Source organism: Rhodovulum sp. ES.010, assembly GCF_900142935.1.
In the GTDB taxonomy this organism is placed as follows: Bacteria; Pseudomonadota; Alphaproteobacteria; order Rhodobacterales; family Rhodobacteraceae; genus Rhodovulum.
This window is the reverse complement of the sequence record NZ_FSRS01000001.1, coordinates 1,758,371-1,778,805: the sequence shown is the minus strand read 5'-3', so window position 1 is coordinate 1,778,805 and position 20,435 is coordinate 1,758,371. Positions and strand designations below refer to the sequence as shown.

Annotated in this window: 20 protein-coding genes; 6 read left to right on the top strand and 14 right to left on the bottom strand. The window is 68.3% G+C overall.

Features of this window, described 5'->3' with window-relative positions:
• Positions 1 to 148 precede the first annotated feature (148 nt).
• Positions 149 to 784 carry a DUF3047 domain-containing protein gene (locus BUR28_RS08850; protein WP_254813718.1) on the top strand — a complete coding sequence of 212 codons (636 nt, stop codon included), beginning with the start codon at positions 149 to 151 and terminating at the stop codon, positions 782 to 784.
• Positions 785 to 884: 100 nt separating this feature from the next.
• Here the strand turns inward: BUR28_RS08850 and BUR28_RS19380 are convergent, their stop codons facing one another.
• A complete protein-coding gene (locus BUR28_RS19380) occupies positions 885 to 1,133 on the bottom strand; it encodes a hypothetical protein (RefSeq protein ID WP_139307536.1) in 249 nt (82 codons plus the stop codon).
• A gap of 121 nt (positions 1,134 to 1,254) precedes the next feature.
• On the opposite strand from BUR28_RS19380, the gene BUR28_RS20385 reads away from it, so the two are divergent.
• Both BUR28_RS20385 and BUR28_RS20380 read left to right on the top strand, forming a co-directional pair.
• Complete coding sequence (locus BUR28_RS20385) at positions 1,255 to 1,620, top strand: helix-turn-helix domain-containing protein (protein ID WP_074218878.1); 366 nt, start codon at positions 1,255 to 1,257, stop codon at positions 1,618 to 1,620.
• Complete coding sequence (locus BUR28_RS20380; protein WP_139307493.1) at positions 1,607 to 2,212, top strand: IS630 family transposase; 606 nt, start codon at positions 1,607 to 1,609, stop codon at positions 2,210 to 2,212. Before BUR28_RS20385 ends, BUR28_RS20380 begins: the two co-directional genes overlap by 14 nt.
• Here the strand turns inward: BUR28_RS20380 and BUR28_RS08835 are convergent.
• Together BUR28_RS08835 and BUR28_RS08830 are read right to left on the bottom strand one after the other, a co-directional pair.
• On the bottom strand, positions 2,184 to 3,098 hold the full coding sequence (locus BUR28_RS08835; RefSeq protein ID WP_074219786.1) for a serine hydrolase domain-containing protein: 915 nt from the start codon (positions 3,096 to 3,098) through the stop codon (positions 2,184 to 2,186). The two genes, BUR28_RS20380 and BUR28_RS08835, sit on opposite strands and share 29 nt — an antisense overlap.
• A gap of 5 nt (positions 3,099 to 3,103) precedes the next feature.
• Positions 3,104 to 3,676 carry a CPBP family intramembrane glutamic endopeptidase gene (locus BUR28_RS08830; RefSeq protein WP_254813717.1) on the bottom strand — a complete coding sequence of 191 codons (573 nt, stop codon included), beginning with the start codon at positions 3,674 to 3,676 and terminating at the stop codon, positions 3,104 to 3,106.
• Between the two features lie 320 nt (positions 3,677 to 3,996).
• Here BUR28_RS08830 and BUR28_RS20610 point away from each other — a divergent pair, with 320 nt between their 5' ends.
• Together BUR28_RS20610 and BUR28_RS08820 are read left to right on the top strand one after the other, a co-directional pair.
• Positions 3,997 to 4,242: an alpha/beta hydrolase gene (locus BUR28_RS20610; protein WP_371441616.1), complete on the top strand. Its 246-nt coding sequence runs from the start codon at positions 3,997 to 3,999 to the stop codon at positions 4,240 to 4,242.
• Between the two features lie 2 nt (positions 4,243 to 4,244).
• Positions 4,245 to 5,429, top strand: coding sequence for an MFS transporter (locus BUR28_RS08820; RefSeq protein WP_074219785.1), 1,185 nt, complete (start codon positions 4,245 to 4,247; stop codon positions 5,427 to 5,429).
• 271 nt (positions 5,430 to 5,700) lie between these two features.
• Here BUR28_RS08820 and BUR28_RS08815 read toward each other — a convergent pair whose 3' ends face one another.
• The 5 genes from BUR28_RS08815 to modA form a co-directional block, all read right to left on the bottom strand.
• Entirely contained in the window at positions 5,701 to 7,872 is a 2,172-nt protein-coding gene (locus tag BUR28_RS08815; protein ID WP_139307535.1) for a glycoside hydrolase family 32 protein, read from the bottom strand.
• Positions 7,873 to 7,877: 5 nt separating this feature from the next.
• Positions 7,878 to 9,284 (bottom strand): glycoside hydrolase family 68 protein, encoded by a 1,407-nt coding sequence (locus BUR28_RS08810; protein ID WP_074219783.1) that lies wholly within the window; start codon positions 9,282 to 9,284, stop codon positions 7,878 to 7,880.
• 384 nt (positions 9,285 to 9,668) lie between these two features.
• Positions 9,669 to 10,748, bottom strand: coding sequence for a molybdenum ABC transporter ATP-binding protein (gene modC / locus BUR28_RS08805; RefSeq protein WP_074219782.1), 1,080 nt, complete (start codon positions 10,746 to 10,748; stop codon positions 9,669 to 9,671).
• On the bottom strand, positions 10,745 to 11,428 hold the full coding sequence (gene modB, locus BUR28_RS08800) for a molybdate ABC transporter permease subunit (RefSeq protein WP_074219781.1): 684 nt from the start codon (positions 11,426 to 11,428) through the stop codon (positions 10,745 to 10,747). Before modB ends, modC begins: the two co-directional genes overlap by 4 nt.
• A 3-nt stretch (positions 11,429 to 11,431) precedes the next feature.
• A complete protein-coding gene (gene modA, locus BUR28_RS08795; protein WP_074219780.1) occupies positions 11,432 to 12,196 on the bottom strand; it encodes a molybdate ABC transporter substrate-binding protein in 765 nt (254 codons plus the stop codon).
• 554 nt (positions 12,197 to 12,750) lie between these two features.
• Between modA and BUR28_RS08790 the strand changes: the two genes are divergently transcribed.
• Positions 12,751 to 13,536: a TOBE domain-containing protein gene (locus tag BUR28_RS08790; RefSeq protein ID WP_074219779.1), complete on the top strand. Its 786-nt coding sequence runs from the start codon at positions 12,751 to 12,753 to the stop codon at positions 13,534 to 13,536.
• Between the two features lie 12 nt (positions 13,537 to 13,548).
• On the opposite strand, the gene BUR28_RS08785 is transcribed toward BUR28_RS08790, so the two are convergent.
• From BUR28_RS08785 to dprA, 6 genes are all read right to left on the bottom strand, one after another.
• On the bottom strand, positions 13,549 to 14,073 hold the full coding sequence (locus tag BUR28_RS08785; protein ID WP_074219778.1) for a DUF2478 domain-containing protein: 525 nt from the start codon (positions 14,071 to 14,073) through the stop codon (positions 13,549 to 13,551).
• 317 nt (positions 14,074 to 14,390) lie between these two features.
• Positions 14,391 to 15,020 (bottom strand): CoA transferase subunit B, encoded by a 630-nt coding sequence (locus tag BUR28_RS08780; RefSeq protein WP_074219777.1) that lies wholly within the window; start codon positions 15,018 to 15,020, stop codon positions 14,391 to 14,393.
• A 13-nt stretch (positions 15,021 to 15,033) separates the two neighbouring features.
• A complete protein-coding gene (locus BUR28_RS08775) occupies positions 15,034 to 15,729 on the bottom strand; it encodes a CoA transferase subunit A (RefSeq protein WP_074219776.1) in 696 nt (231 codons plus the stop codon).
• Between the two features lie 91 nt (positions 15,730 to 15,820).
• Positions 15,821 to 16,378 (bottom strand): L,D-transpeptidase, encoded by a 558-nt coding sequence (locus BUR28_RS08770; RefSeq protein ID WP_074219775.1) that lies wholly within the window; start codon positions 16,376 to 16,378, stop codon positions 15,821 to 15,823.
• Between the two features lie 97 nt (positions 16,379 to 16,475).
• Positions 16,476 to 19,031, bottom strand: coding sequence for a type I DNA topoisomerase (topA, locus tag BUR28_RS08765; RefSeq protein WP_074219774.1), 2,556 nt, complete (start codon positions 19,029 to 19,031; stop codon positions 16,476 to 16,478).
• 89 nt (positions 19,032 to 19,120) lie between these two features.
• The gene (gene dprA, locus BUR28_RS08760) at positions 19,121 to 20,293 is read right to left on the bottom strand and encodes a DNA-processing protein DprA (RefSeq protein WP_371441615.1); all 1,173 of its coding nucleotides are present in this window, start codon (positions 20,291 to 20,293) and stop codon (positions 19,121 to 19,123) included.
• Positions 20,294 to 20,435: the final 142 nt, after the last annotated feature.

Here is a 20,435-nt window from a genome sequence, read left to right as displayed (position 1 = left end):
ATGGTAACGGCGGAAAACTCCATGCTTGGTGAAGCCGTTCGCGGCAGGTCCCTCGCGCATCGAATGCCTCGACCAATCGCAAGCGACTATTCAAACAGGCCTGTTGCCCTATCTCACGCGCCAGAGGAGATGGCATATGCGCAGAACCATGACAGCCCTGGTCAGTCTACTGTCCATCGCGGCGGTGCCAGCCACTGGCCACGAGATAGCCTTCGATCACGGCTGGAAGGAGCAGCGGTTCTCGCTCTTTTCCAGCAATGAATACGCCCCCAAAGGCACCAGCCTCGCTGTGCGGTCCGACGACACTGTCTCGCTTCTTTGGACAGCGCTTCCGTCGTCCCTGTGGCGGACCCGCCAGGCGTCCTGGACATGGGCCGTCGAGAAATCGGTTCCTCCGACCGATCTGACCCGAAAGGGCGGTGATGATCGAAACCTGTCGCTGTATTTCGTCTTCCTGCCAGAGCAGGTGGCGCAGGATGTCCAAGGAAGCGGCGTCCGTACGCTTCTCGATAACCCCAACGTTCGTGTCCTGATGTACATCTGGGGTGGCGCCCATGCGCAAGAAGAGATCCTGCCAAGCCCGTATCTGGGGCCGCGCGGGAGAAGCATAATCAAGAGGATGTCGGGAACCGGATCCGCTGCCGAGCGCGTCGACCTTGCCCGCGACCATCGTCGCGCTTTTGGTGAGGCTCCCGGAAGCCTCGTCGGGGTGGCCATCTCTTCAGACAGCGATGATACGGGCACGCAAGTCCGCGCACGGATTGCCCAATTGCGCCTTGAGTGAGAGGGCACGTGTTGAGATCCGGGTGAGGGATGTTCCGGGTCGGGATTCTCAGGCTTCTACCAGGAGCGTTAGTGCCGTATTCCGGTGGTATTCCGGGTTGCTAGGGCGAGCGCCAACTCGGCCAGCGCCCCCTGCAGCGCCGGGACAAGGTCGGAACTGTCGTCGACGGTCCCTTGTCCGTGTTGATCTGGAAGGCCACGGTCACGCCGTGATCGACGTAGTAGCACAGGCTGGAAGCACAGCCGGGGATCCAGCCGCCATGGCCATAGACCGGCCCCCGCGGCATTTCGGTATAGATCGCGACGCCTGCCCCGTATCGGATGCTCGGCGTATCCGGCGCGACTGGCACGCCGTCCAGCAACCGATCGAGATAGGGCGCCTCTAGAGCGTGTCGCCGGCTTTCGGATTCAGGATTCCCAGATTGGCCGTGATGTGATTCCGTCTCTTTGAGGCAGATATGGGGGTCATAGATGGGCAAACCACATCCGATAGAGCTACGCGAGCGTGTCGTCGCGTTCGTGGACGAAGGTCATGGGCATCGCGAAGCGGCACGGCACTTCCGAGTATCGCCGAAGTTCGTGAACGAGCTGATCAAACTGCGTCGCGAGACCGGATCACTCAAGCCCCGGCCCCAAGGCAATGGCGGCGGGCACGGCAAGCTTGCGGGCGTGACCGGCTGGATCGAAGCCCGCGTCGCCGCCAAGGGCGAGATCACGCTCGATGAATTGGCCGTTGAGCTGGCCGAAACCCATGGCATCGAGGTCCATCGCGGCACGATCTGGCGGGTGCTGCGCGGGCTTGGTCTGACGCACGAAAAAAGACCTGCAGGCGCTTGAGCAGAAGCGCAAGGATGTCGCCGATCTGCGGCGCATCTGGATCGCGAAACGCCAGCCCTTCATGGCCAACCATCTGGACCGGCTGGCCTTTGTGGACGAGACCTCGGTCAAAACCAACATGGCCAAGACGACCGGCTGGGCCCCGTTCGGGCAGCGCCTCGTCGATCACGCGCCGTTCGGACATTGGCGCACCCAGACCTTCGTCGCGGCCCTGCGCCACGACCGGCTCGACGCACCATGGATCATCGACGGGGCGATGAACGCCGAGATGTTCGCCCTCTACATCGAAACCCAGCTGGGGCCGACGCTGCGCAAAGGCGACGTTGTCATTCTCGACAACCTGTCGAGCCATAAGGCCCCGGCCGCAGCGGCGTCCCTGCGTGCGATTGGCACCTGGTTCCTGTTCTTGCCGCCTTACAGCCCGGACCTGAACCCCATCGAAATGGCGTTCTCAAAGCTGAAGTCGCTCATAAGGAAGGCAGCCGCGCGAACCTACGATCAACTTTGGGCGGCCGTCGGCCATGTCTGCGACCTCGTCTCAGACCAAGAATGCTACAACTACTTCAAGGCGGCCGGCTATGAGGCCGATTAAATGCGACGCGCTCTAGCGCAGTCCCGCGGAACAAAACCTGCCCCCAGCGCGCCAGATCGGACGCGGTGGAGGCCAAGCCGCCCCCAGTCCATTCCACCGCCGGATTCCATACCAGCCGTCCCGCCGCATCCGCCGTCCGCTCAGGCAAACCGGACGGGTTGCCTGGGACCGTGTAGCCGACGGCAAGACCGGGGATACCCTGCCGGTCCGAGGGGCGCGTTTCGCGTAGCGCCAGCGGGTCGAGCAGAATCTCGCGCAACACGTCGTAATAGGGCCGCCCTATTACCCGCTCGATCACCAGACCCAACAGGATATAGCCGGTGTCGCTATAGGCCCAGCCCGCCCCGGCCCTGAACAGCGGGTCCTGCCCCAGGGCGAAGGCCAGAACCTCCTCCGGGGTGAAGGCCGCCCCGTTGTCTGCGACCCGCATCGCCAGCGCGGTCTGGAACTCGGACAGATGCGGGTGGTCTGGCAGGCCCGACTGGTGGCGCAGCAGGTGGCCAATCGTGATTGGCGCGGCATTCGGTAGCGTGTCGAACCAAAGCCGGTCGCCCAGGTGCTCGGACAGGTGTTCAGCCTGCAAAAGGCGCCCCTCGGATTCCAGCGCCAGCACCACCGCCGCGACGAAACTCTTGCCGAGGCTCGCCGCCAGCATCGGCGTCCCAGACGTCATCGCTCGGCCCGCCTCGACATCGGCCAGACCGCTGGCCGCCGCGACCAACCGGGTGCCCGGCAAGGCAATCGCGGCCGTCCCGCCGGGAAAGCCGTAGCGATCCCGGAACCGGTCGAGCACCTCGGCGAGTTCGGAGGCGGGGTCCCGCGCGGTCGCCGGGGCCGCCGTGACCAGACAAAGGCCGATCGCGGCCAGAAGGCGTCGCGCACGCATAGCCATCACCCCGCTGCGGGGGGCGGGACGACCTCGGTCGCTGCGCCGGTGGGGGAAAACAGGCTGTCACGATGTCGCCAGACGACCGCCACGGCCACGGCGACCAGGATCCAGGTATCCCAGGGCTGCGCGTCAGGCCAGAACGGGTTGATCAATTGCCAGTGGAACAGCATGGGCAGCAACAGGCTGCCCCGCGCGCTGTTGAAGATCGGCGTGACCAGGATCGCAAGCGTCACGTTGCCGATGAAAAAGGGCAGGAAGGCCCAATCCTCGAACACGACGCCGGCCAGGTGGAAGGCCGGCAGGTGCCAGATTCCCCAGGTCATGCCGATCAGTGCGCCGGCCCAGATCGGCGCCATGTGCCGTTGCAGGATCGGCTGGGCAAGACCGCGCCACCCCAATTCCTCGACCGGGCCGAGGGACAGCATCATCCCCAAAAGCGCCAGCACCGGCCCGGCGCCCTCGGGCGGCAGGGGCGCCAACAGTGGCCCGCCCTTGATCAGCGACCCGGCCATGAACACCAACGGCAGCCCGGCGAGGATGAACAGCCACCAGACCGGGGCACAGCGCCAGAGCAACAGCCGCGAGAGAAAGGCCCGCAGCCCGCGCCATCCGCTCCGGACAAGGATCAGCGTGACCGCGGCAATCCCGGGGGCCCAGGTGGCGAGGAAAAAAATGGGTGTGCGCCGCTGATCTGGCCGAAGGTCGCGTCCATGGCCCCGGGAAACAGGATGTAGCTGCCGACGATGCCCCAGGTCAGGGCGAATGTTCCCAACACGAAGGGTTACAGCACCCATGTCGGCATGGGCTGGGCGGTTCCCTGCGGCGGAGGTGTCATATCTCGACTCTCGCGTGAATGTTCTCGCAATCATCCTAACCGCTCGGGCGGGGCGAGCTTCTGGTCTTCGTCCACGGGTACAACAACACCGCGAGCGACGCGATCCTGCGGATCGGGCAGTTCGTCGAGGACACCTGTTTCCAAGGCGTACCGCTGCTGGTGACATGGGCCTCCGCGGGGCGCCAAGGGCGCGTTGCGGCAGGTGAGATTCGCGAGCAGCGCCCCGGCGGTGTACCCTGCGATGCACGTACTCAATCGAGGAACCTGTATCCGACCAGCCCAGTCTTTCCAAGCGACAGGAGGTGACCATGCAGACCCTCACACGTATCGCCTCGGCAGGGTCAGTCGCCACCGCGATCGCCTTCGGCCCCGCGCGGATCGGATTCGGCCTCTTTCTGCCGCAGTTCCGCGAGGACTTCTCGATCTCGACCAGCACGGCAGGCCTCATCTCGAGCCTCGGCTTCGCGGCGTTCTTCATCGGCCTTGCCTGCTCTTACATCCTCATCGCCCGCGCGGGTCCGCGCGTGCCCATCGTGATCGGCATGGTCGCGGCGACTTTCGGCCTTGCCACCGTGGCCGCATCCTCAAACGCCATCATTCTGGCCGTCGGCTTCTGCCTCGCCAGCTCCAGCGCGGGGTTCTCGTGGACGCCGTTCAACAACGCCGTCCAGCGGGTTCTCTATGAGAGCGATCGCCCCGGGGCGTTGTCGATGATCAGTTCGGGAACGGCGGTCGGGGTGCTGCTGACCGGTCTTCTCGCCCTGTCCCTTGCCTTCTTCGGCTACGGCTGGCGCGTTGTCTGGGCCGTCTTCGCCGCCGGTGCGGCCGGTGCGGCACTCGCCAACCTTCTGGCGCTGACCGATACGGTGGAGCCCGCCGGCGAGTTACCGCGGCGCAAATGGGGCGAGCTTGCCACCCGCTCGGCCATTCCGCTCTATCTCGTCGCGTTCTCCTTCGGCGTGACCAACGGTATCTACGTCACCTTCGCCGCCGACCGGGTGACCGAGCAGGGCGGACTCGCCGGGCTGCCATCACAGGCGAGCGGCGCGGTCGTCTTTGCCGCCTACGGTGCGCTCGGCCTGTTCGGGCTCCTGACGGCCCGGATCAAATCCGCGATCGGTCTGTCGTGGCTCCTGCGCGCGCTCAATATCGGCGCGGCGGTGTCCGTCGCGATCATCGCCTGGGCCCCGACATCGTGGGGCGGCGTGATCGTATCGGCGGGTCTGCACGGCGTTTTCGTGATGATGATCAGCGCGGTTCTATCGCTCTGGTCAGAGCGGCTCTTTCCCGAGCTTCCCTCGCTCAGCTTCACCGCAGCGCTGCTAATCACCAGCGCGGGCAACATCGCGGGGCCCGTGGCCGCAGGCGCAGCATCGTCGGCCTTCGGACCCTTGCCGATGTTCGTCGGTACCACAGCCCTCGCGCTCGCCACGGCGCTCGTCCTGAAGCCCGGCAACATCCAAGAACAGGCATCGACCACGACGTCGGCCTGACGGCCGACCAGGGCGGTGCGGTCGAGCGCGCGGCGCGCGGTCCGGCATACCGCAAAATTCGGGGATTCATGAGATTCGTCGGCCGACAGCTTCGTCCGCACTGCTGCCCATCAATCGCGACAAATGCTGCATCATGCACGAATGACCGGTTCGGAGAGGCTGCGATGCAGCGTCGCATAAATCGGCGAGCGGCTGCAATGGGCCGGGTCGCGGCAGCCTTGGAACGACCTCGGGAAGTGCAGCCTTCCGGGAAAGGGTCTTTTTTCCCGGTTCACTTTTGGCCTCCGGTGCGCGCATTCGGGGCCGGCACGAGCGTTGCCACGCGCGCCTCGACAAGCCGGGCGGCGCCGCCGAGGGCGCTGAGGAACACGGCGTTCGCATCGGGCGCCGTCGGAAAGGTGCGGAAGGCGAAAGCCTCTCCGCGCGCCATGAAGCCGTCCACGAACGATCGGTCCACGAACAGGGTCAGGGAGATCGCCCCGTCCTCGGGATCTGAATAGCGCTCCCAAAGCGAGTCCGAGCGAGCCGTGGGGCTTGCCGAGCTGTCCGAGAAATCCAAGGCGATGCGGCGCGAAACGGGGAACAGCCGCAGCCGGGTCGCCTCGCGCCGGTCCGCCGTGGCGCGCAGAGCGACGACGATCTGGTGCGCGTCGCCCGGGTCGATCGTCAGCTCGATCCGGGCGACCGAGGCATCGCCATTGCCCAGCCGCAGCGCCCGATCGTCGAGTGCGACGTCGCGCGCTTCCCATGCCGGCGGGCCGAAAAGGCCCTGCACGGCCTCGGCCGGTCGCTGCACCAGATGCCGGCCATCCTCGGAGAGGTCGATGGTCCGGGCAAGCGAGAAACCGTGAATCCAGCCCGCTTCGAGCCGCTCCTCGGTGGTGCGGGCGGTTTCCGGCACGATGCCGATGGCCGCATGTCGGCCGTCACCCAGCGGGTGGGTGGACTGTGCGAGATGCGTGCCGAAGAGATCCAGCGGCCGCGGCACGAGGTCGTCGGGCAGGAACCGCCGCCCGTCCCAGTCGCCGATCCAGTACTGCGTGCGGGCTGGCGTGTGCGGCTTCACGGTGGTGACGATCAAGGCGTGGCGGTCATCCCGCAGGCGCAGGAGCTTTGGCAGTTCCCAATAGGTGCCGAAGCGCTCGACAGCGCCCATCTGCAGCTCGCCCTCGAAGGTCCAGGCGGCCATGTCGGGCGAGGAATAGGTCAGGATCGTCGGCACCTGCGGCGCCGCGCGCCCGGCGCCGATCAGCATCAACCAGTCGTCCTTGCGCCGGATGACGAACGGATCGCGCATGTCCTGATAGCCCGGCGGGGTTTCGACGATCACCGGGTTGTCGGCGGATTTCTCGAAGCGGCCGAGATCCGTCCCGTCGGTCTCGGCCATTCCGACGCCCGCCCATTGGCCGTTCACGCCCGAATAGAGCGCGCGGAAGCCGTCCCGGTCGGGCATCACGTCGCCCACCCAGATGCCGGCGCGATCGAATCCCGGCGTGGGCCAGAGCGCGGTCTTTCGCGCCTCCCAGCGGGCCAGATCCTCCGAGACGAGGTGACCCCACTGCATGTGCTCCCACCAAGGGCCGTTCGGATTGGCCTGGTAATAGAGATGCCAGCGGCCGTCGGCGCGGATCAGCCCGTGCGGTTCGTTGGTCCAGCCCGCTGGCGGCATGGGGTGGTAGCGCGGGCGGTGCGGATCGTCCTCGAACCGTCTTGGACTCGGGCGCAGGTCTGCCGCGCGCGTTGGGAGCTCGGTTCGCAGGGCCGCGGTCGGCACGGCGCCCGGCGTCAGCCGCACCCGGTCGAGCGCGCCGTTGAGCACGCCGCGCTGGTAGGCACCGTGCGCAAGGCCCGAGGTGGCGTCGCGGCCCAGCGTGACGCCGCCCGCGAGCTGGGCGGGCGCCGCACCGCGGGACTGGCCGATCCGGGCGCCGTCGAGATACAGGTCCAGCACGTCGCCCTCGGCCCCGATCCGCAGCGCCACCGAGTGCCATGTCCCGCGCGTCAGCGGCTTCGGGGCCACGACCTGCCGCACGCCGTCCGGCGTCTCGGCGGTGGCCACAAGCCGTCCCCAACGGTTGAGCGTCACCGCGATGCGCGGCGGCCCGTGCAGGACCACGAGCCCCGCCCGCGCCACCGGCCAGGACCAGACCGCGAGATCGAAGCGAAGCGTCGCCGGAACGCTCACCCGCTCGGGCAGCACGCCTTCTACGAAGGTCGAATAGCCGTCGAAGCGCAACGCGCGGCCGTCGGTGCCCTCCACGAAGGTCGGTTCGTGCCACGGCGAGCGCAGCCGAACCGACGCCAGCCCCGACATCGCGTCCGGCTCGAACCCGGCCAACTCTACGGTGCCGGCGGGTGGCCCGGGCTTGGCGCGCTCTGGCGTCTGCGCGGCGAGCGGGCCGGCGACGAGCAGACCGGCGAGGACGACGGCAAGTCGCAGCACGGCGATCACTCGACGCCGGTGGTCGGCGCGGGCGACGCGACGATGGTCGACTTGCCCTCCTCCAGCGCGATGCGGAACATCGGGGCCGGCCCGCCGACCATCACGCGGTCCTCCGCCGGGTCGGCCTTGAAGCCGTAGGGCGTGTTTATGTAGCTCATCACGTGCCCGTCGGGCAGCGCGAGGTAGGAATAGGCCTGCGTGGGCGATGCCGGCGGATTGCCCGCGACCAGCCCATGCCCGTTGATCGGCTGCCAGGCGCCGCGAAGGTCGCCCGACGGGCTCCAGAACCCGTAAAGCCCTTCGGGACCCGACAGGTCGTCGGCAAAGGTGAAGGCGTGGGTCGAGAAGAACAGATAGAGGCCATCGTCGCGCTCGACGATGTGTGGGCGTTCCAGTTGCGAGGACACGCCCGGCGCCACCAGGATCGGCCGCTGAAGCTGCCAGCCCGCACCCTCGCGCCGGGCCACGCCCACGGCGCCGTTATGCGGCGAAGGAAAGCCCGCGGCGTTGGCGGTGAACAGGATGTATTCCGCGCCGCTCTGCGGGTCGCGCCAGTACTCGGGGTCTCGCATGCCGTAGATGACGTTGTCGGGCACGAAGGCCTCGGCGGTCGCATAGATCTCGCCATCGGCCTCGAGGATGATCTCGTGCGGGCCGAAATCGGCGAAGGCCACGCCGTTCGGCCCGGCCGACACCGTGGCCGATACCTGCGCCATGCGCTGCGTCGTGTCGGGCCGGCCCGCCGCCGGGTGGTTGTCGGCGAAGGCGCGGTCGGGCACGTCCTCTGCGAGATTGGGCGCGTCCGGGCTGCCTACGGCGGTGTAGAAGAAGGTGATGGAGCCGCTGTCGGGGTCGTACATGGTCGAGCCCGCCCACTGGCGCGAGCCCAGCGCCTCGGTCCGGTCGAAGATCACGCCGCCGGGCAGCCAGCGGTCGCCGTTGGTGTAATAGTATCTCCAGGTGGACCGGGAATAGAACGGAAAGCGCGCATCGGGGTCTTGCTCGGCGGTCAGTGCGATCAGGACCGACCAGCCGCCGATATCGGCGATGGCACCGTCCGGGCTCCGGACCGGCCACGCGTCCCAGACGTAGATGCCGGCATCGAACGGATCGACCGGCGCGACCATGTACGGGATCGTCGTATCGGGGCCGAGGGCGATCGACCGAGCGGCCTGCGCGGTCCAGGGTGCGACATAGGTCCCGGTGAAGGAGAAGGTGGGCGGGGTGGCGTGGCCGCCTTCGTCGGGCGCGATCCTGACCTTCTCGGGCGGCGCCGGTGTGGCCTTGTCGGGCTCGGCAGCGGGCGCAGCCCTCTCGATGGTGCGCGGGGATGGCGAAGCGACCGCGAGGCTCGCGGCCAGCGCGGCGACGAGCGCAAGGGAGGCGGTTGCCAGACATGGCGGACGGCTCATGATGATGGGCTCCTTGCGAGTGCGCATGACCGGGATGCACCCCGGCGTCTTAAAAACGCTTCTTCATGCGAAATGTTGCGCGGCCATCGTCGCCGCATCGCTTGACCGGCTCCCCCCGGAGTCCGCGTTTATGGGGCAGCGCTGTTCAGGGTTTGGTCCTTCTCTGAGCTTCGCAAGCGGTTGAAGGCGAGACCCGTGCAACCGCATTTTCCGAAACGGTAGATCAGAATCGATCTTTACAGGGGCCCCGACCCAGGGGATTGGGTCCGCGCCGCCGTGCTCGACGATGGCCCATTGGGCGGTGCCGGCCCCGACCCGCTCGGCCGGAGCGCCGACCATGGGGGCGCCACCCTCGACGAGGGACGGGGGGCATGAGGACGAGGCTCAGGCGGGACCGGCGAGGGCGACGGCTTTCAGGCGGGCGACGACGCGTTCGCCGGGCTGCAGCGCAAGGGTGTCCCAGGACTTGCGCGAGATGCGGGCGAGCAGCGCGGCGCCGCGCCCGTCCGGGCCGAGGCGCAGGCGCAGCGTCATCTGGTGATCGGCCGTCTCCTCGGCGCCCTCGATCCGGGCCGGCAGGGCGTTCAGGATGGTGGTGTCCAGCGGTGCGTGGCGGCCGAGGCTCACGTCGGTGGCCGGGATGCGCAGCCGCCGGCGCGTGCCCGGCGGGCCCAGGTCGCCCGGTACCGTCAGCCGCCCGCCCGGCACGGCGACCTCCGAGAGCCCGTAGCGGGGGTCCGTCGCGATCACCTCGCCGTCGATCACCGCTGCCGGTGCGGGCATCCGGATCAGCGGCAGCGCGGGGTCGGCCAGGAGGTCCGCGATGGGCCCGGCCGCGCGCACCCGGCCAGCGTCCATCAGAACCAGCGTGTCGGCCAGCCGTTCCACCTCGGCGATGTCGTGGCTGACGTAGAGGACCGGGATCGACAGCGCCGCGTGCAGCCGTTCCAGGTAGGGCAGGATGTCGTCCTTGGAGAAGCGGTCGAGCGCCGAGAGTGGCTCGTCCATCAACAGCAGCCGGGGTTGCGACAGCAGCGCCCGGCTGATCGCGACGCGCTGGCGTTCGCCCCCCGACAGCTGCGCGGGGTGGCGGTCGAACAGGCGTCCGATGCCGAGCAGGTCCACAACCTCGTCCAGCCCGACCGGCGCGGGCCCCTTGCGGCGGCGCATCCCGAAGGTGAGGTTGCCCATCACCGAGAGATGCGGAAACAGGCTCGCCTCCTGGAACACGTAGCCGACGGCGCGGCGGTGGGGCGGCGTGAAGCGGCGCCCCTCCTGCCAGCTCTCGCCATTGACGCTCAGCTGTCCCTCGGGCAGGCGGATCAGCCCCGAGATGGCGCGCAGGAGGGTGGTCTTGCCGCAGCCCGACGGGCCGAAGAGCGCGGTGATGCCGGTTCCCGGCGCCTCGAACGCGGCGTCAAGATCGAACGTGCCGAACCGGCCCCGGAACGCCGCCCCGATCATTGCCGCGCCCGGTTGAGCCGGCGCTCGACCAGCAGCATCGCCAGGATCACCGCGAACGACATCGCCAGCATGCCGCCCGCCAGCACATGCGCCTTGTCCCATTGCAGCGTCTCGACATAGTCGAAGATCGTCACCGACAGCACCTTGGTCTCGCCGGGGATTCCGCCGCCGATCATGAGGATGACGCCGAACTCGCCCACCGTATGCGCGAAGCCCAGGATCGCGCCGGTGAACAGGCCGGGCAAGGCCAGCGGCAGCGCGACGGTGAAGAACGCATCCAGCGGCGATGCGCGCAACGTGGCGGCCACCTCCATCGGCCTGTGCCCCATCGCCTCGAAGGCGTTGCGGATCGGGTTGACCACGAAGGGCAGCGAGTAGATCACCGAGCCCACGACAAGTCCCTCGAAGGTGAAGGACAGCTTGCGGCCCAGGATCGCCGTCAGCGGGGAGTTCGGGCCCATCGCGATCAGCAGGTAGAAGCCAAGGACCGTGGGCGGCAACACGATGGGCAGGGCCACGATGGTGGCCACGACCTCTTTCCACAGCCCACGCGCCCGCGACAGCCACCAGGCCAGCGGGGTCCCCACGATCAGCAGCACGAGGGTCGTGACGCCGGCAAGCTTCAGCGTGAGCAGGATCGTCTCGACCATTCCTGCGTCGAGCAGGGGCGCCTCCGCCATGGCTCAGTCTCCTGCGGCGTAGCCGTATTTCTCGATGATCGCGCGTGCCTCGGGCCCCTTGAGGAAGTCGAGATAGGCCGCCGCCGCCGCGCTTTGTCCGCCGGTCTTCAACAGGACCGCGTCCTGCCGGATCGGGCTGTAGAGGTCCTGCGGGATCGTCCAGCGGGCGCCAGGGTCCCCGTTCACGACCTGGCTGAGCGCGACGAAGCCGAGTTCGGCGTTGCCGGTCGCGACGAATTGATGGGCCTGGCTGATACTCTTGCCCTGCACAATCTTGGGCGCCAGCGTCTCCTGGATGTCGAGCGCCTCCATCACCTCGACGGCGGCCGCGCCGTAGGGCGCGGTCTCGGGGTTGGCGATGGCGACATGGGTGAACGCGCCCTCCGTCAGCGCCGCCGCGGTGCCGTCGATCATGTCGGCATCCGCGCTCCACAGCACGAGCCGACCTACCGCATAGGTGAAACGCGACCCGGCCACGTCGAAGCCCTCGGCCTCGGCCTTTTCGGGCCGGGCCTGGTCGGCAGCAAGGAAGACCTCGAAGGGCGCGCCCTGGGTGATCTGGGTGTAAAGCTGCCCGGTCGGCCCGAAGCTGTAGGTGACGCTGTGGCCGCTGGCCTGTGCGAAGGCGTCGGCGATCTCGTTCGCGGCCTCGGTGAAGTTCGCGGCCACCGCCACGATGGTCTCGGCGGCCCGGGCGGGCGCCGCGAGCGCTAGGGAGACGAACAGCGCGGCGGCGCTGCTGCGCAGGACGGTTCTGCGGAAGGTCATCGGGCGGCTCCGTTGCTTCAGAAAAGCGCTATGTACCCTGACTGCATAGCGAGCGGTCTGAGTTCGGGGCAAGACTTTTCGACGATCATCTGGCCCACACGGCGAGAGCGCCCGAATACGCAGCGCTTTTGCGACGTGGGCACCGGCCAGCCCTGTCTTTTCCTGCGAAATCTTGTGCGCAGCGGAGAAACCTGCACACCGGGTGAGCATTACGCAAATGGCCAGAATCCGCGCGAAGCGACGCGCCATTCTCGCCGCCAGCATCGAGGGCCCGAATTGCGAAGACCGTCGTGGCAGCAAGGCCCACGTCGTCTTCGGTCGCGCGTTTGGCATCGCCCTTGGCCGGGGGCGGCGCACGCGCCGGCGCGGTCGTCGGCGCGCTCCCGCACCTGCCTGGATGGCCGGACGGGTGCGATGGTGGCCGGCACCAGACCTCCCTCCGGGCGTCCGGGCAGAAGGTCCGGGTCGCGACGCGCTGGACCTTACGCGGCGGTGGCGGGGTTTGGCAGCACGCGATATGACGGGGCGACGAGAACGGGAGGTCCAGACCGGCGATGCCGACGAATCTGCGCAGCGCGTTGACGCTGGAACGGCCCGGGGCGCGGATGGGCGCGGACCGCGTGGCGCTGTTGCGCGCGATCGGTCGGACCGGGTCGATTTCGGCCGCCGCGCGCGAGGTGGGCGTGTCCTACAAGGCTGCCTGGGATGGCGTCCAGGCGATGAACAACGTCTTTGCGACCCCGCTGGTCACCGCCGCGCCGGGCGGACGTGCGGGGGGCGGCGCCCGGCTGACGCCCGCGGGCGAGAAGGTGATCGCCGCCTTCACCGCGATCCAGGACGGGCTTGCGCGCGTCGTCGCCTCGCTCGAGACCCAGATCGACCTCGACCCCGGCGACATGCTCTGGAGCCTGATGATGAAGACCTCGGCCCGCAACGCCTACCGCTGCACCGTGACCGCCGTGACCGAAGGTGCGGTCAGCGCAGAGGTGGACATGGAACTCGGCGGCGGCCAGACCTTGACCGCCGTCATCACCGGGCGCAGCGCCTCCGAGATGGCGCTGGCACCCGGCGTCGAGGTCTTCGCACTGGTCAAGTCCAGCTTCGTGATCCTCGCCAAGGCGGACGAGGTCGGTTTGACCTCGGTGCGGAACCGGTTGACGGGCACCGTCGCCGACCGGACCGACGGGCCCGTGAACAGCGAGATCGTGCTGGAACTTGGCGGTGGCAAGACGCTGGCCGCCACGATCACCCGCGACAGCGCCGAAACGCTGAACCTGCAACCCGGCGACGCGGCGACCGCGCTGGTCAAGTCGAGCCATGTGATCCTGGCGCTGCCCTGATCTCGACCGGGCTCAGCGGCGGTCCGCCAGCGCCGCCCGGCACCAGCTGAGCAAGGCGTCCGGGTCGGGGTCCAGCCGGGCGGCGAGTCCGCCGGTGAACTCCAACCACGAGGACTCGCAGGCCGGGCGCACCGCGACGAGAACCGGGATCTGCCGTTCGCAGGCCCGCGCGATCACGGCGCGAAACCCGTGCCCCTCGGCCTCGGCCTTGCCATAGCGCGGCAGGACGACAAGGTCGGGGCCGGTCTCGAGCGCCCGCAGCGCGGCGCCCGCAGCCTCGGCCAGCCCCCGCGGATCGAGGCTGCATCCCCGCGATCCCGGGCCGAGCGATTGCGAAATGGCGAACATATCGCCCCCGGCAAGGTCTTCGAGCGCGATGCCGCCATCGGTCCGCATCTGGCGGAACCCCGCAACACGGCATCCCTCGGCCGCAAGCGCGGCCACCACCCCGGCGAGCAGCGCATCCACCGGCACGTTTTCGGCAAGCGGAATCGCGGCAATGCCCGTCTCTGCCCTGTCCTCGGCCGCCTGATCCATACGCGCGTCCCGATCCCCGCGGCCCGTTATGCTGCCAACCCTGGCCCATAGCCATCGCGCCGGACCATATGGTTGGCGTGCGCATACGGAAAGGCGCAACGCCGGCCCGTCATGGGGGCGGTTGCCGACCGAACGGCGCCTCGTCGCTTTCGACTCTCGATGAGGGTATGAGGAAGACGCCCCGAGGCGCAGGTACCACCGCGGAACAGGGTTGTGCACCTGTCCGTCTTCGCAGTCGCTGCCGCCGGTGCCGCGCCACGATGCCGACAGCGGCCGCTCGCGTCGTCACGGGACCGCGCGCCGGGACGTGGGCGATTTCAGTTCACGATTTTCGCAACGGTCGCGTCGCGGATCTCGTCCTCGGTCACCCCGTCGGCGCATTCGACGATTCGAAGCCCGCCCTCGACCACGTCCAGCACGCCGAGATTGGTGATGATGCGGTTCACGACGCCGGTGCCGGTCAGCGGCAGGGTGCAGTCCTTCAAGAGCTTCGACTCGCCGTGCTTGTTTGTGTGGTCCATCACGATCACCACCCGCTTGACGCCCGCGACCAGGTCCATCGCGCCGCCCATGCCCTTGACCAGCTTGCCGGGGATCATCCAGTTCGCAAGGTCGCCCTTCTCGGACACTTCCATCGCGCCGAGGATCGCCATCGCGATCTTGCCGCCGCGGATCATGCCGAAGCTGGCGGCGCTGTCGAAATAGGCCGAATGGGGCAGTTCGGTGATGGTCTGCTTGCCGGCGTTGATCAGGTCCGGGTCCTCGGTGCCCTCGACCGGGAAGGGGCCGAGGCCCAGCATCCCGTTTTCCGATTGCAGCGTGACGGTCACGCCCTCGGGGATGTAGTTGGCCACCAGCGTCGGGATGCCGATCCCGAGGTTCACATACATCCCGTCCTTCAGTTCCTGCGCGGCGCGCGCCGCCATCTGGTTGCGGTCCCAAGGCATGTCGTTCTCTCCCTTACGCCGCGCGGGTGGTGCGCTGTTCGATCCGCTTCTCGTGCTCGCCCTGGATCAGCCGGTGCACGTAGATGCCAGGCAGGTGGATGCAGTCGGGGTCCAGTTCGCCGGGCTGGACGATCTCTTCCACCTCCATCACGCAGACCTTTCCGCACATCGCCGCCGGCGGGTTGAAGTTGCGCGCGGTCTTGCGGAACACCGCGTTGCCGGTGGTATCGGCCTTCCACGCCTTGACGATCGACAGATCCGCCACGATCCCGCGTTCGAGGATGTAGGTCTCGCCGTCGAAGACCTTCTCCTCCTTGCCCTCGGCGATCTGGGTGCCGACGCCGGTCTTGGTGTAGAACCCGGGGATGCCGCAGCCGCCCGCGCGCATCCGCTCGGCGAGCGTCCCTTGCGGGTTGAATTCCAGCTCCAGCTCGCCCGACAGGTATTGCCGCATGAATTCGGCATTCTCGCCCACATAGGACGAGATCATCTTCTTGACCTGCCGGGTCTGGAGCAGCAGCCCGATGCCGAAATCGTCCACGCCCGCGTTGTTCGAGGCGAAGGTCAGGTCCTTGGTGCCCGCCTCCCTGATCGCGTCGATCAGAAGCTCGGGGATGCCGCAGAGCCCGAAGCCGCCTGCGGCGATGAACATGCCGTCGAACAAGAGGCCGTCGAGGGCCTCGGCGGCGCTGGAATAGACCTTCTGCATGGATCGCTCCCCGTCTGAACCGTCGCGCCCCGAGTAGTGGCGAAGGGGCGCGGGGGAGTCAATCAAGTGCCGCGCCGTGGCGCGGTTTCGCTCAGATGATCCTGACCTGCGCGCCGACCGGCGTGATCGCGTAGAGCTCCGCGATCATCTCGTTATACAGCCCGATGCAACCGTCCGAGGAGGGCCGCCCTATCTTGCGCGTGTCATGCGTGCCGTGGATCAGGTAGGCGGGCCAGGACAGATACATCGCGTGCGTTCCCAGCGGATTGTCGGGGCCGGGCGGCATGTAGTGCAGGTCGGGGTTGCGCTCCAGCATGGATGGGGTGGGGGTCCAGTCCGGGCCGATCTTCTTGCGCACCACGCGCGTGTAGCCGCGCTTGGTCAATTCCTCGCTGATCGGCACCGAGGTGGGGTAGACGCGGTAGTCCTGCCCGTCGCCGCTCCAGAAATGAAGGGCGCGCGAGGTCGTGTCGGCCACGATGGCGGCGGCGCCCAGGCTGTCGAAGTGGTCCGACCAGTGCTGCTGCGAGAAGCTGGAGGTGTTGCGGCGCACCGTCGGCCGCGCCTGCGCGCGCAGAAGCGTTGGCGCGGTCAGCGTTGCTGCAAGGGTCGCGAGCGCGGCGCGGCGGGAAACTGCTCGTGATGTCATTGGATTGCCTCGGTTCGTTTCGTTCGATCCGAGGCTGAGGGACCTGCTTGGGAAAGGCCAATCAACTCGGCTCACGGTGGCTTGCCGTGACGCCGGGTTAGTCCGTCTTCGCCTGCGCCGCTTTTTTCTTCGGGGCGGCTTTCTTGGCAGCGGGCTTCTTCTTCGGACCAGCCTTCTTGGCCGCCTTCTCGTCGATCAACTGTACGGCCGTCTCCATGGTCACGTCCTCGGGCTCGACGCCCTTGGGCAGGGTGGCGTTGACCTTCTCCCATTTCACGTAGGGTCCGTAGCGGCCTTCCATCACGTTGACGGCGCCGCCCTTTTCCGGGTGCTCGCCCAGTTCGCGCAGCGGTTTGGCCGCACCCGCCCCGCGCCCGCGGGATTTCTTCTGCGCCAGCACCTCCACCGCGCGGTTCATGCCGACGGTGAACACCTCCTCCACCTCGGGAAGGTTGGCATAGACGCGGCCGTGCCGGACATACGGCCCATAGCGCCCGATGCCCGCCTCGACCGGCTCGCCATCCTCGGGATGGGGGCCGATCTCGCGCGGCAGGGAGAGCAGCATCAGCGCCTTTTCGAGGTCGATCTCCTCGGGCGCCCAGCCCTTGGGCAGGCTCGCGCGCGGCGGCTTGGGCTGCTCCTCGGTCGGCTCGCCCTTCTGCACATAGGGGCCGAAGCGACCGTTTCTCAGCGTGATCTCCTCGCCCTCGTCATGGCCCAGCACCTTGCCGTCAAGCTCGGCGGCCGGGTCGTCCGAGGGGGCCGACAGCGGGCGCGTATAGCGACATTCGGGGTAGTTGGAACAGCCGATGAAGGCGCCGCCCGAACGCGCGGTTTTCAGGTTCAGCCGGCCCAGCCCGCATTTGGGGCAGACCCGCGGGTCGGCGCCGTCCTCGCGCGGCGGGTAGAGGTGGGGGGCGAGAACCTCGTCGATCTTGTCCAGCACCTCGGAAATCCGCAGGTCCGAGGTTTCGGCCAGCGCGGCCGAGAAGTCGCGCCAGAAGCGCTCCAGCACCTCGTGATAGTCGCGTTCGCCGGCCGAGACGTCGTCGAGTTCGTCCTCCAGGTTCGCGGTGAACTCGTAGCCCACGTATTTCTGGAAATAGTTGGACAGGAAGGCCGTCACCAGCCGCCCCTTGTCCTCGGGGATCAGGCGGTTCTTGTCCTTCGTCACGTAGCCGCGGTCCTGGATCGTGGTCACGATCGAGGCATAGGTGGACGGCCGGCCGATACCGAGCTCTTCCATGCGTTTCACCAGCGTCGCCTCGGTGTAGCGGGGCGGGGGCTGGGTGAAGTGCTGTTCGGGGGAGACGCTTTCCTTTTTCGCGGCCTCGCCCTCGGCGATCTGCGGCAGGCGCTTGTCGTCGTTATCCACGACGTCGTCGTCGCGCCCCTCTTCGTAGACCTTGAGGAACCCGTCGAAGAGCACGACCTGGCCGGTGGCGCGGAGCGCGACCTGTTTGTCGCCGCTTTCGACCTCGACCGTGGTGCGTTCCAGCCGCGCGGCTTCCATCTGGCTGGCCAGCGTGCGCTTCCAGATCAGGTCGTAGAGCTTCTTCTGCGCGTCGTCGGTGACGCGCAGCTTGCCCGGATCGCGCGTCATCTCGGTGGGCCGGACGCATTCATGCGCCTCCTGCGCGTTCTTGGCCTTGTTCTTGTACATCCGTGGGCTTTTCGGCACGTAGTCGGCGCCGAACCGGTCCTTGATCGCGTCGCGCGCGGCCATCACCGCCTCGGGCGCCATGTCGATGCCGTCGGTCCGCATGTAGGTGATGTAGCCCGCCTCGTAGAGCCGTTGCGCCGCCTGCATCGTCTGGCGCGCACCGAAGCCGAACTTGCGGCTCGCCTCCTGCTGCAGCGTCGAGGTCATGAAGGGCGGCGCGGGGTTGCGGCTTTGCGGCTTGGCCTCGACCGAGGCGACGGTGAAGTCGCGCGAGGTGATCGCCTGCACGGCCATCTCCGCGTCGGTCGCGGTGCCGAGGTCGTACTTGTCGAGCTTCTTGCCACCCAGCGTGACAAGGCGCGCCTCGTAGCTTTGCCCGCGGGGGGTGGCCAGCATCGCCTTCACCGACCAGTATTCGCGGGGCCGGAACGCCTCGATCTCCATCTCGCGTTCGACGATCAGCCGCAGGCAGACCGACTGCACGCGGCCCGCCGATTTCGCGCCCGGCAGCTTGCGCCATAACACCGGCGAAAGGTTGAAGCCCACGAGGTAATCCAGCGCGCGGCGCGCGAGATAGGCGTGCACCAGCGGTTCGTCCACCTGGCGGGGGTTCTTCATCGCCTCGGTCACGGCGGACTTGGTGATCGCGTTGAACACCACCCGCTTGACGTCGGTGTCCTTCTTGATCGCCTTGCGGCTGCGCAGCGCCTCTTCGAGGTGCCAGGAGATCGCCTCGCCCTCGCGGTCGGGGTCGGTGGCGAGGATCAGCGCGTTGTCGTCCTTCAGCGCGTCCGCGATCGCCTTGACGTGTTTCTTGCTGTCGCTCGCGACCTCCCATTTCATCTCGAAATCGTGCTCTGGATCGACCGAGCCGTCCTTGGGCGGCAGGTCGCGCACATGTCCGTAGGAGGCCAGAACCGTGTAGTCGTCGCCCAGATATTTGTTGATTGTCTTGGCCTTGGCCGGAGACTCGACGACAACGACGGGCATGAAATTCCTTTCGACTCGCGCTTGCGGGCTTGGCGGCGGAACATGTGGGCGGCCGGTAGCGAATGTCAATGCGCCCCGGCGGGCGGGGTTCAGTCCCGGCGCGAGATCAGCCCTCCGGGTGCGCGCGCGATCCGGCCTTCGAGTTCCAGCGTCAGAAGCTCGGGGGCGATCCGGCCTGCGGGCAAGGCCAGGTCGCGGATCAACTGGTCCTCGGCCAGGGGAGAGGGGCCGAGCCTGTCGAGGATCTCGCGGTGGAGCTGGGCCGGGTCGGCCGGCGTCTCGCGTCGGGCATGGGCCGGTGTCTCGGGCACGTTCGTGATCTGCGGTCGCGCCCGCTCGGCAACACGGGCGGGGGCGGTTTCGGGGCGCCGCTCGAAAAGGGTCGGCTGCGCGTTCAGGGCCTCGAGCACGTCGTCGGGGCCGCGCACCAGCGTCGCCCCGTCGCGGATCAGCATGTTGCAGCCCGAGGCGCGGGCATCGAGCGGGTGGCCGGGCACCGCCAGCACCTCGCGCCCCTGGTCGAGCGCGGTGCGCGCGGTGATGAGGCTCCCCGAGCGGGACGCGGCCTCGACCACGACGACGGCGCGGGACAGGCCGGAGATGATGCGGTTGCGCTGCGGAAAGTGGCGCGCCTGGGGCTGAAGCCCGGCGGGATGCTCAGACAACCTCAGCCCGGCCTCGCCGATCTCAGCGAACAGGCCCTCGTTCTCGGTCGGGTAGGCGACGTCTATGCCGCCCGCCAGCACCGCGACAGTGCCGCCTTTCAGGGCGGCGAGATGGGCCGCGCGGTCGATGCCGCGTGCCAGGCCGGAGACGACGACATGGCCCGCCTCCGCCAGCCCATCGGCCAGCCGCCGCGCCATGCGCACCCCCAGCGACGACGCGTTCCGCGCCCCGACGAGCGCGACCATCGGGCGGGACAGCAACTCGCGCCGGCCGAGCGCCCAGAGGATCGGCGGGGCGTCGGGCAAGTCCTGCAGGGCGTCGGGGTAGTCCGCGGTCCCGTGCAGCAGCGGCAGGGCCCCCAGCGCCCGGCCGCGGTCGAGTTCGGCGCGCGCCACGCCCGCGGGGCAGGGCGCGTAGTCCTCGACCCCGGCCGCCTGCGCCACGCGGGGCAGGGCCTCAAGCGCCGCCGCGGCGCTGCCATGTTCGGCCATCATGCGGAAATAGGTCGTCGGGCCCACCCGGCGCGACCGGGTCAGCCTGAGCGCGGCGAGCAGCGCGTCCTCGCGCGGGGCGGCGATCGGCGAATCGAGGGGCAGGCTATCCACGGCAACAGGCTCCGGTCGAAGGCCGGGGGAGAGTGCGCGAGCCAAGGTTAACAGAGGGTGAACACCCCGGCGCTCACCGGCGGACAGGCGGTCGGGCGCGGCGCCGTGTGGCGACGGCGCGTCGCTGCACTAG

Bases quoted from the DNA above. Each gene is read 5' to 3' on its own strand.
- BUR28_RS08850 (WP_254813718.1), top strand. From the start codon at position 149: ATGACAGCCCTGGTCAGTCTACTGTCCATCGCGGCGGTGCCAGCCACT.
- BUR28_RS20385 (WP_074218878.1), top strand. From the start codon at position 1,255: ATGGGCAAACCACATCCGATAGAGCTACGCGAGCGTGTCGTCGCGTTC.
- BUR28_RS08835 (WP_074219786.1), bottom strand. From the start codon at position 3,098: ATGCGTGCGCGACGCCTTCTGGCCGCGATCGGCCTTTGTCTGGTCACG.
- BUR28_RS08820 (WP_074219785.1), top strand. From the start codon at position 4,245: ATGCAGACCCTCACACGTATCGCCTCGGCAGGGTCAGTCGCCACCGCG.
- BUR28_RS08810 (WP_074219783.1), bottom strand. From the start codon at position 9,284: ATGAGCCGTCCGCCATGTCTGGCAACCGCCTCCCTTGCGCTCGTCGCC.
- modC (WP_074219782.1), bottom strand. From the start codon at position 10,748: ATGATCGGGGCGGCGTTCCGGGGCCGGTTCGGCACGTTCGATCTTGAC.
- modB (WP_074219781.1), bottom strand. From the start codon at position 11,428: ATGGCGGAGGCGCCCCTGCTCGACGCAGGAATGGTCGAGACGATCCTG.
- modA (WP_074219780.1), bottom strand. From the start codon at position 12,196: ATGACCTTCCGCAGAACCGTCCTGCGCAGCAGCGCCGCCGCGCTGTTC.
- BUR28_RS08790 (WP_074219779.1), top strand. From the start codon at position 12,751: ATGCCGACGAATCTGCGCAGCGCGTTGACGCTGGAACGGCCCGGGGCG.
- BUR28_RS08785 (WP_074219778.1), bottom strand. From the start codon at position 14,073: ATGGATCAGGCGGCCGAGGACAGGGCAGAGACGGGCATTGCCGCGATT.
- BUR28_RS08780 (WP_074219777.1), bottom strand. From the start codon at position 15,020: ATGCCTTGGGACCGCAACCAGATGGCGGCGCGCGCCGCGCAGGAACTG.
- BUR28_RS08775 (WP_074219776.1), bottom strand. From the start codon at position 15,729: ATGCAGAAGGTCTATTCCAGCGCCGCCGAGGCCCTCGACGGCCTCTTG.
- BUR28_RS08770 (WP_074219775.1), bottom strand. From the start codon at position 16,378: ATGACATCACGAGCAGTTTCCCGCCGCGCCGCGCTCGCGACCCTTGCA.
- topA (WP_074219774.1), bottom strand. From the start codon at position 19,031: ATGCCCGTCGTTGTCGTCGAGTCTCCGGCCAAGGCCAAGACAATCAAC.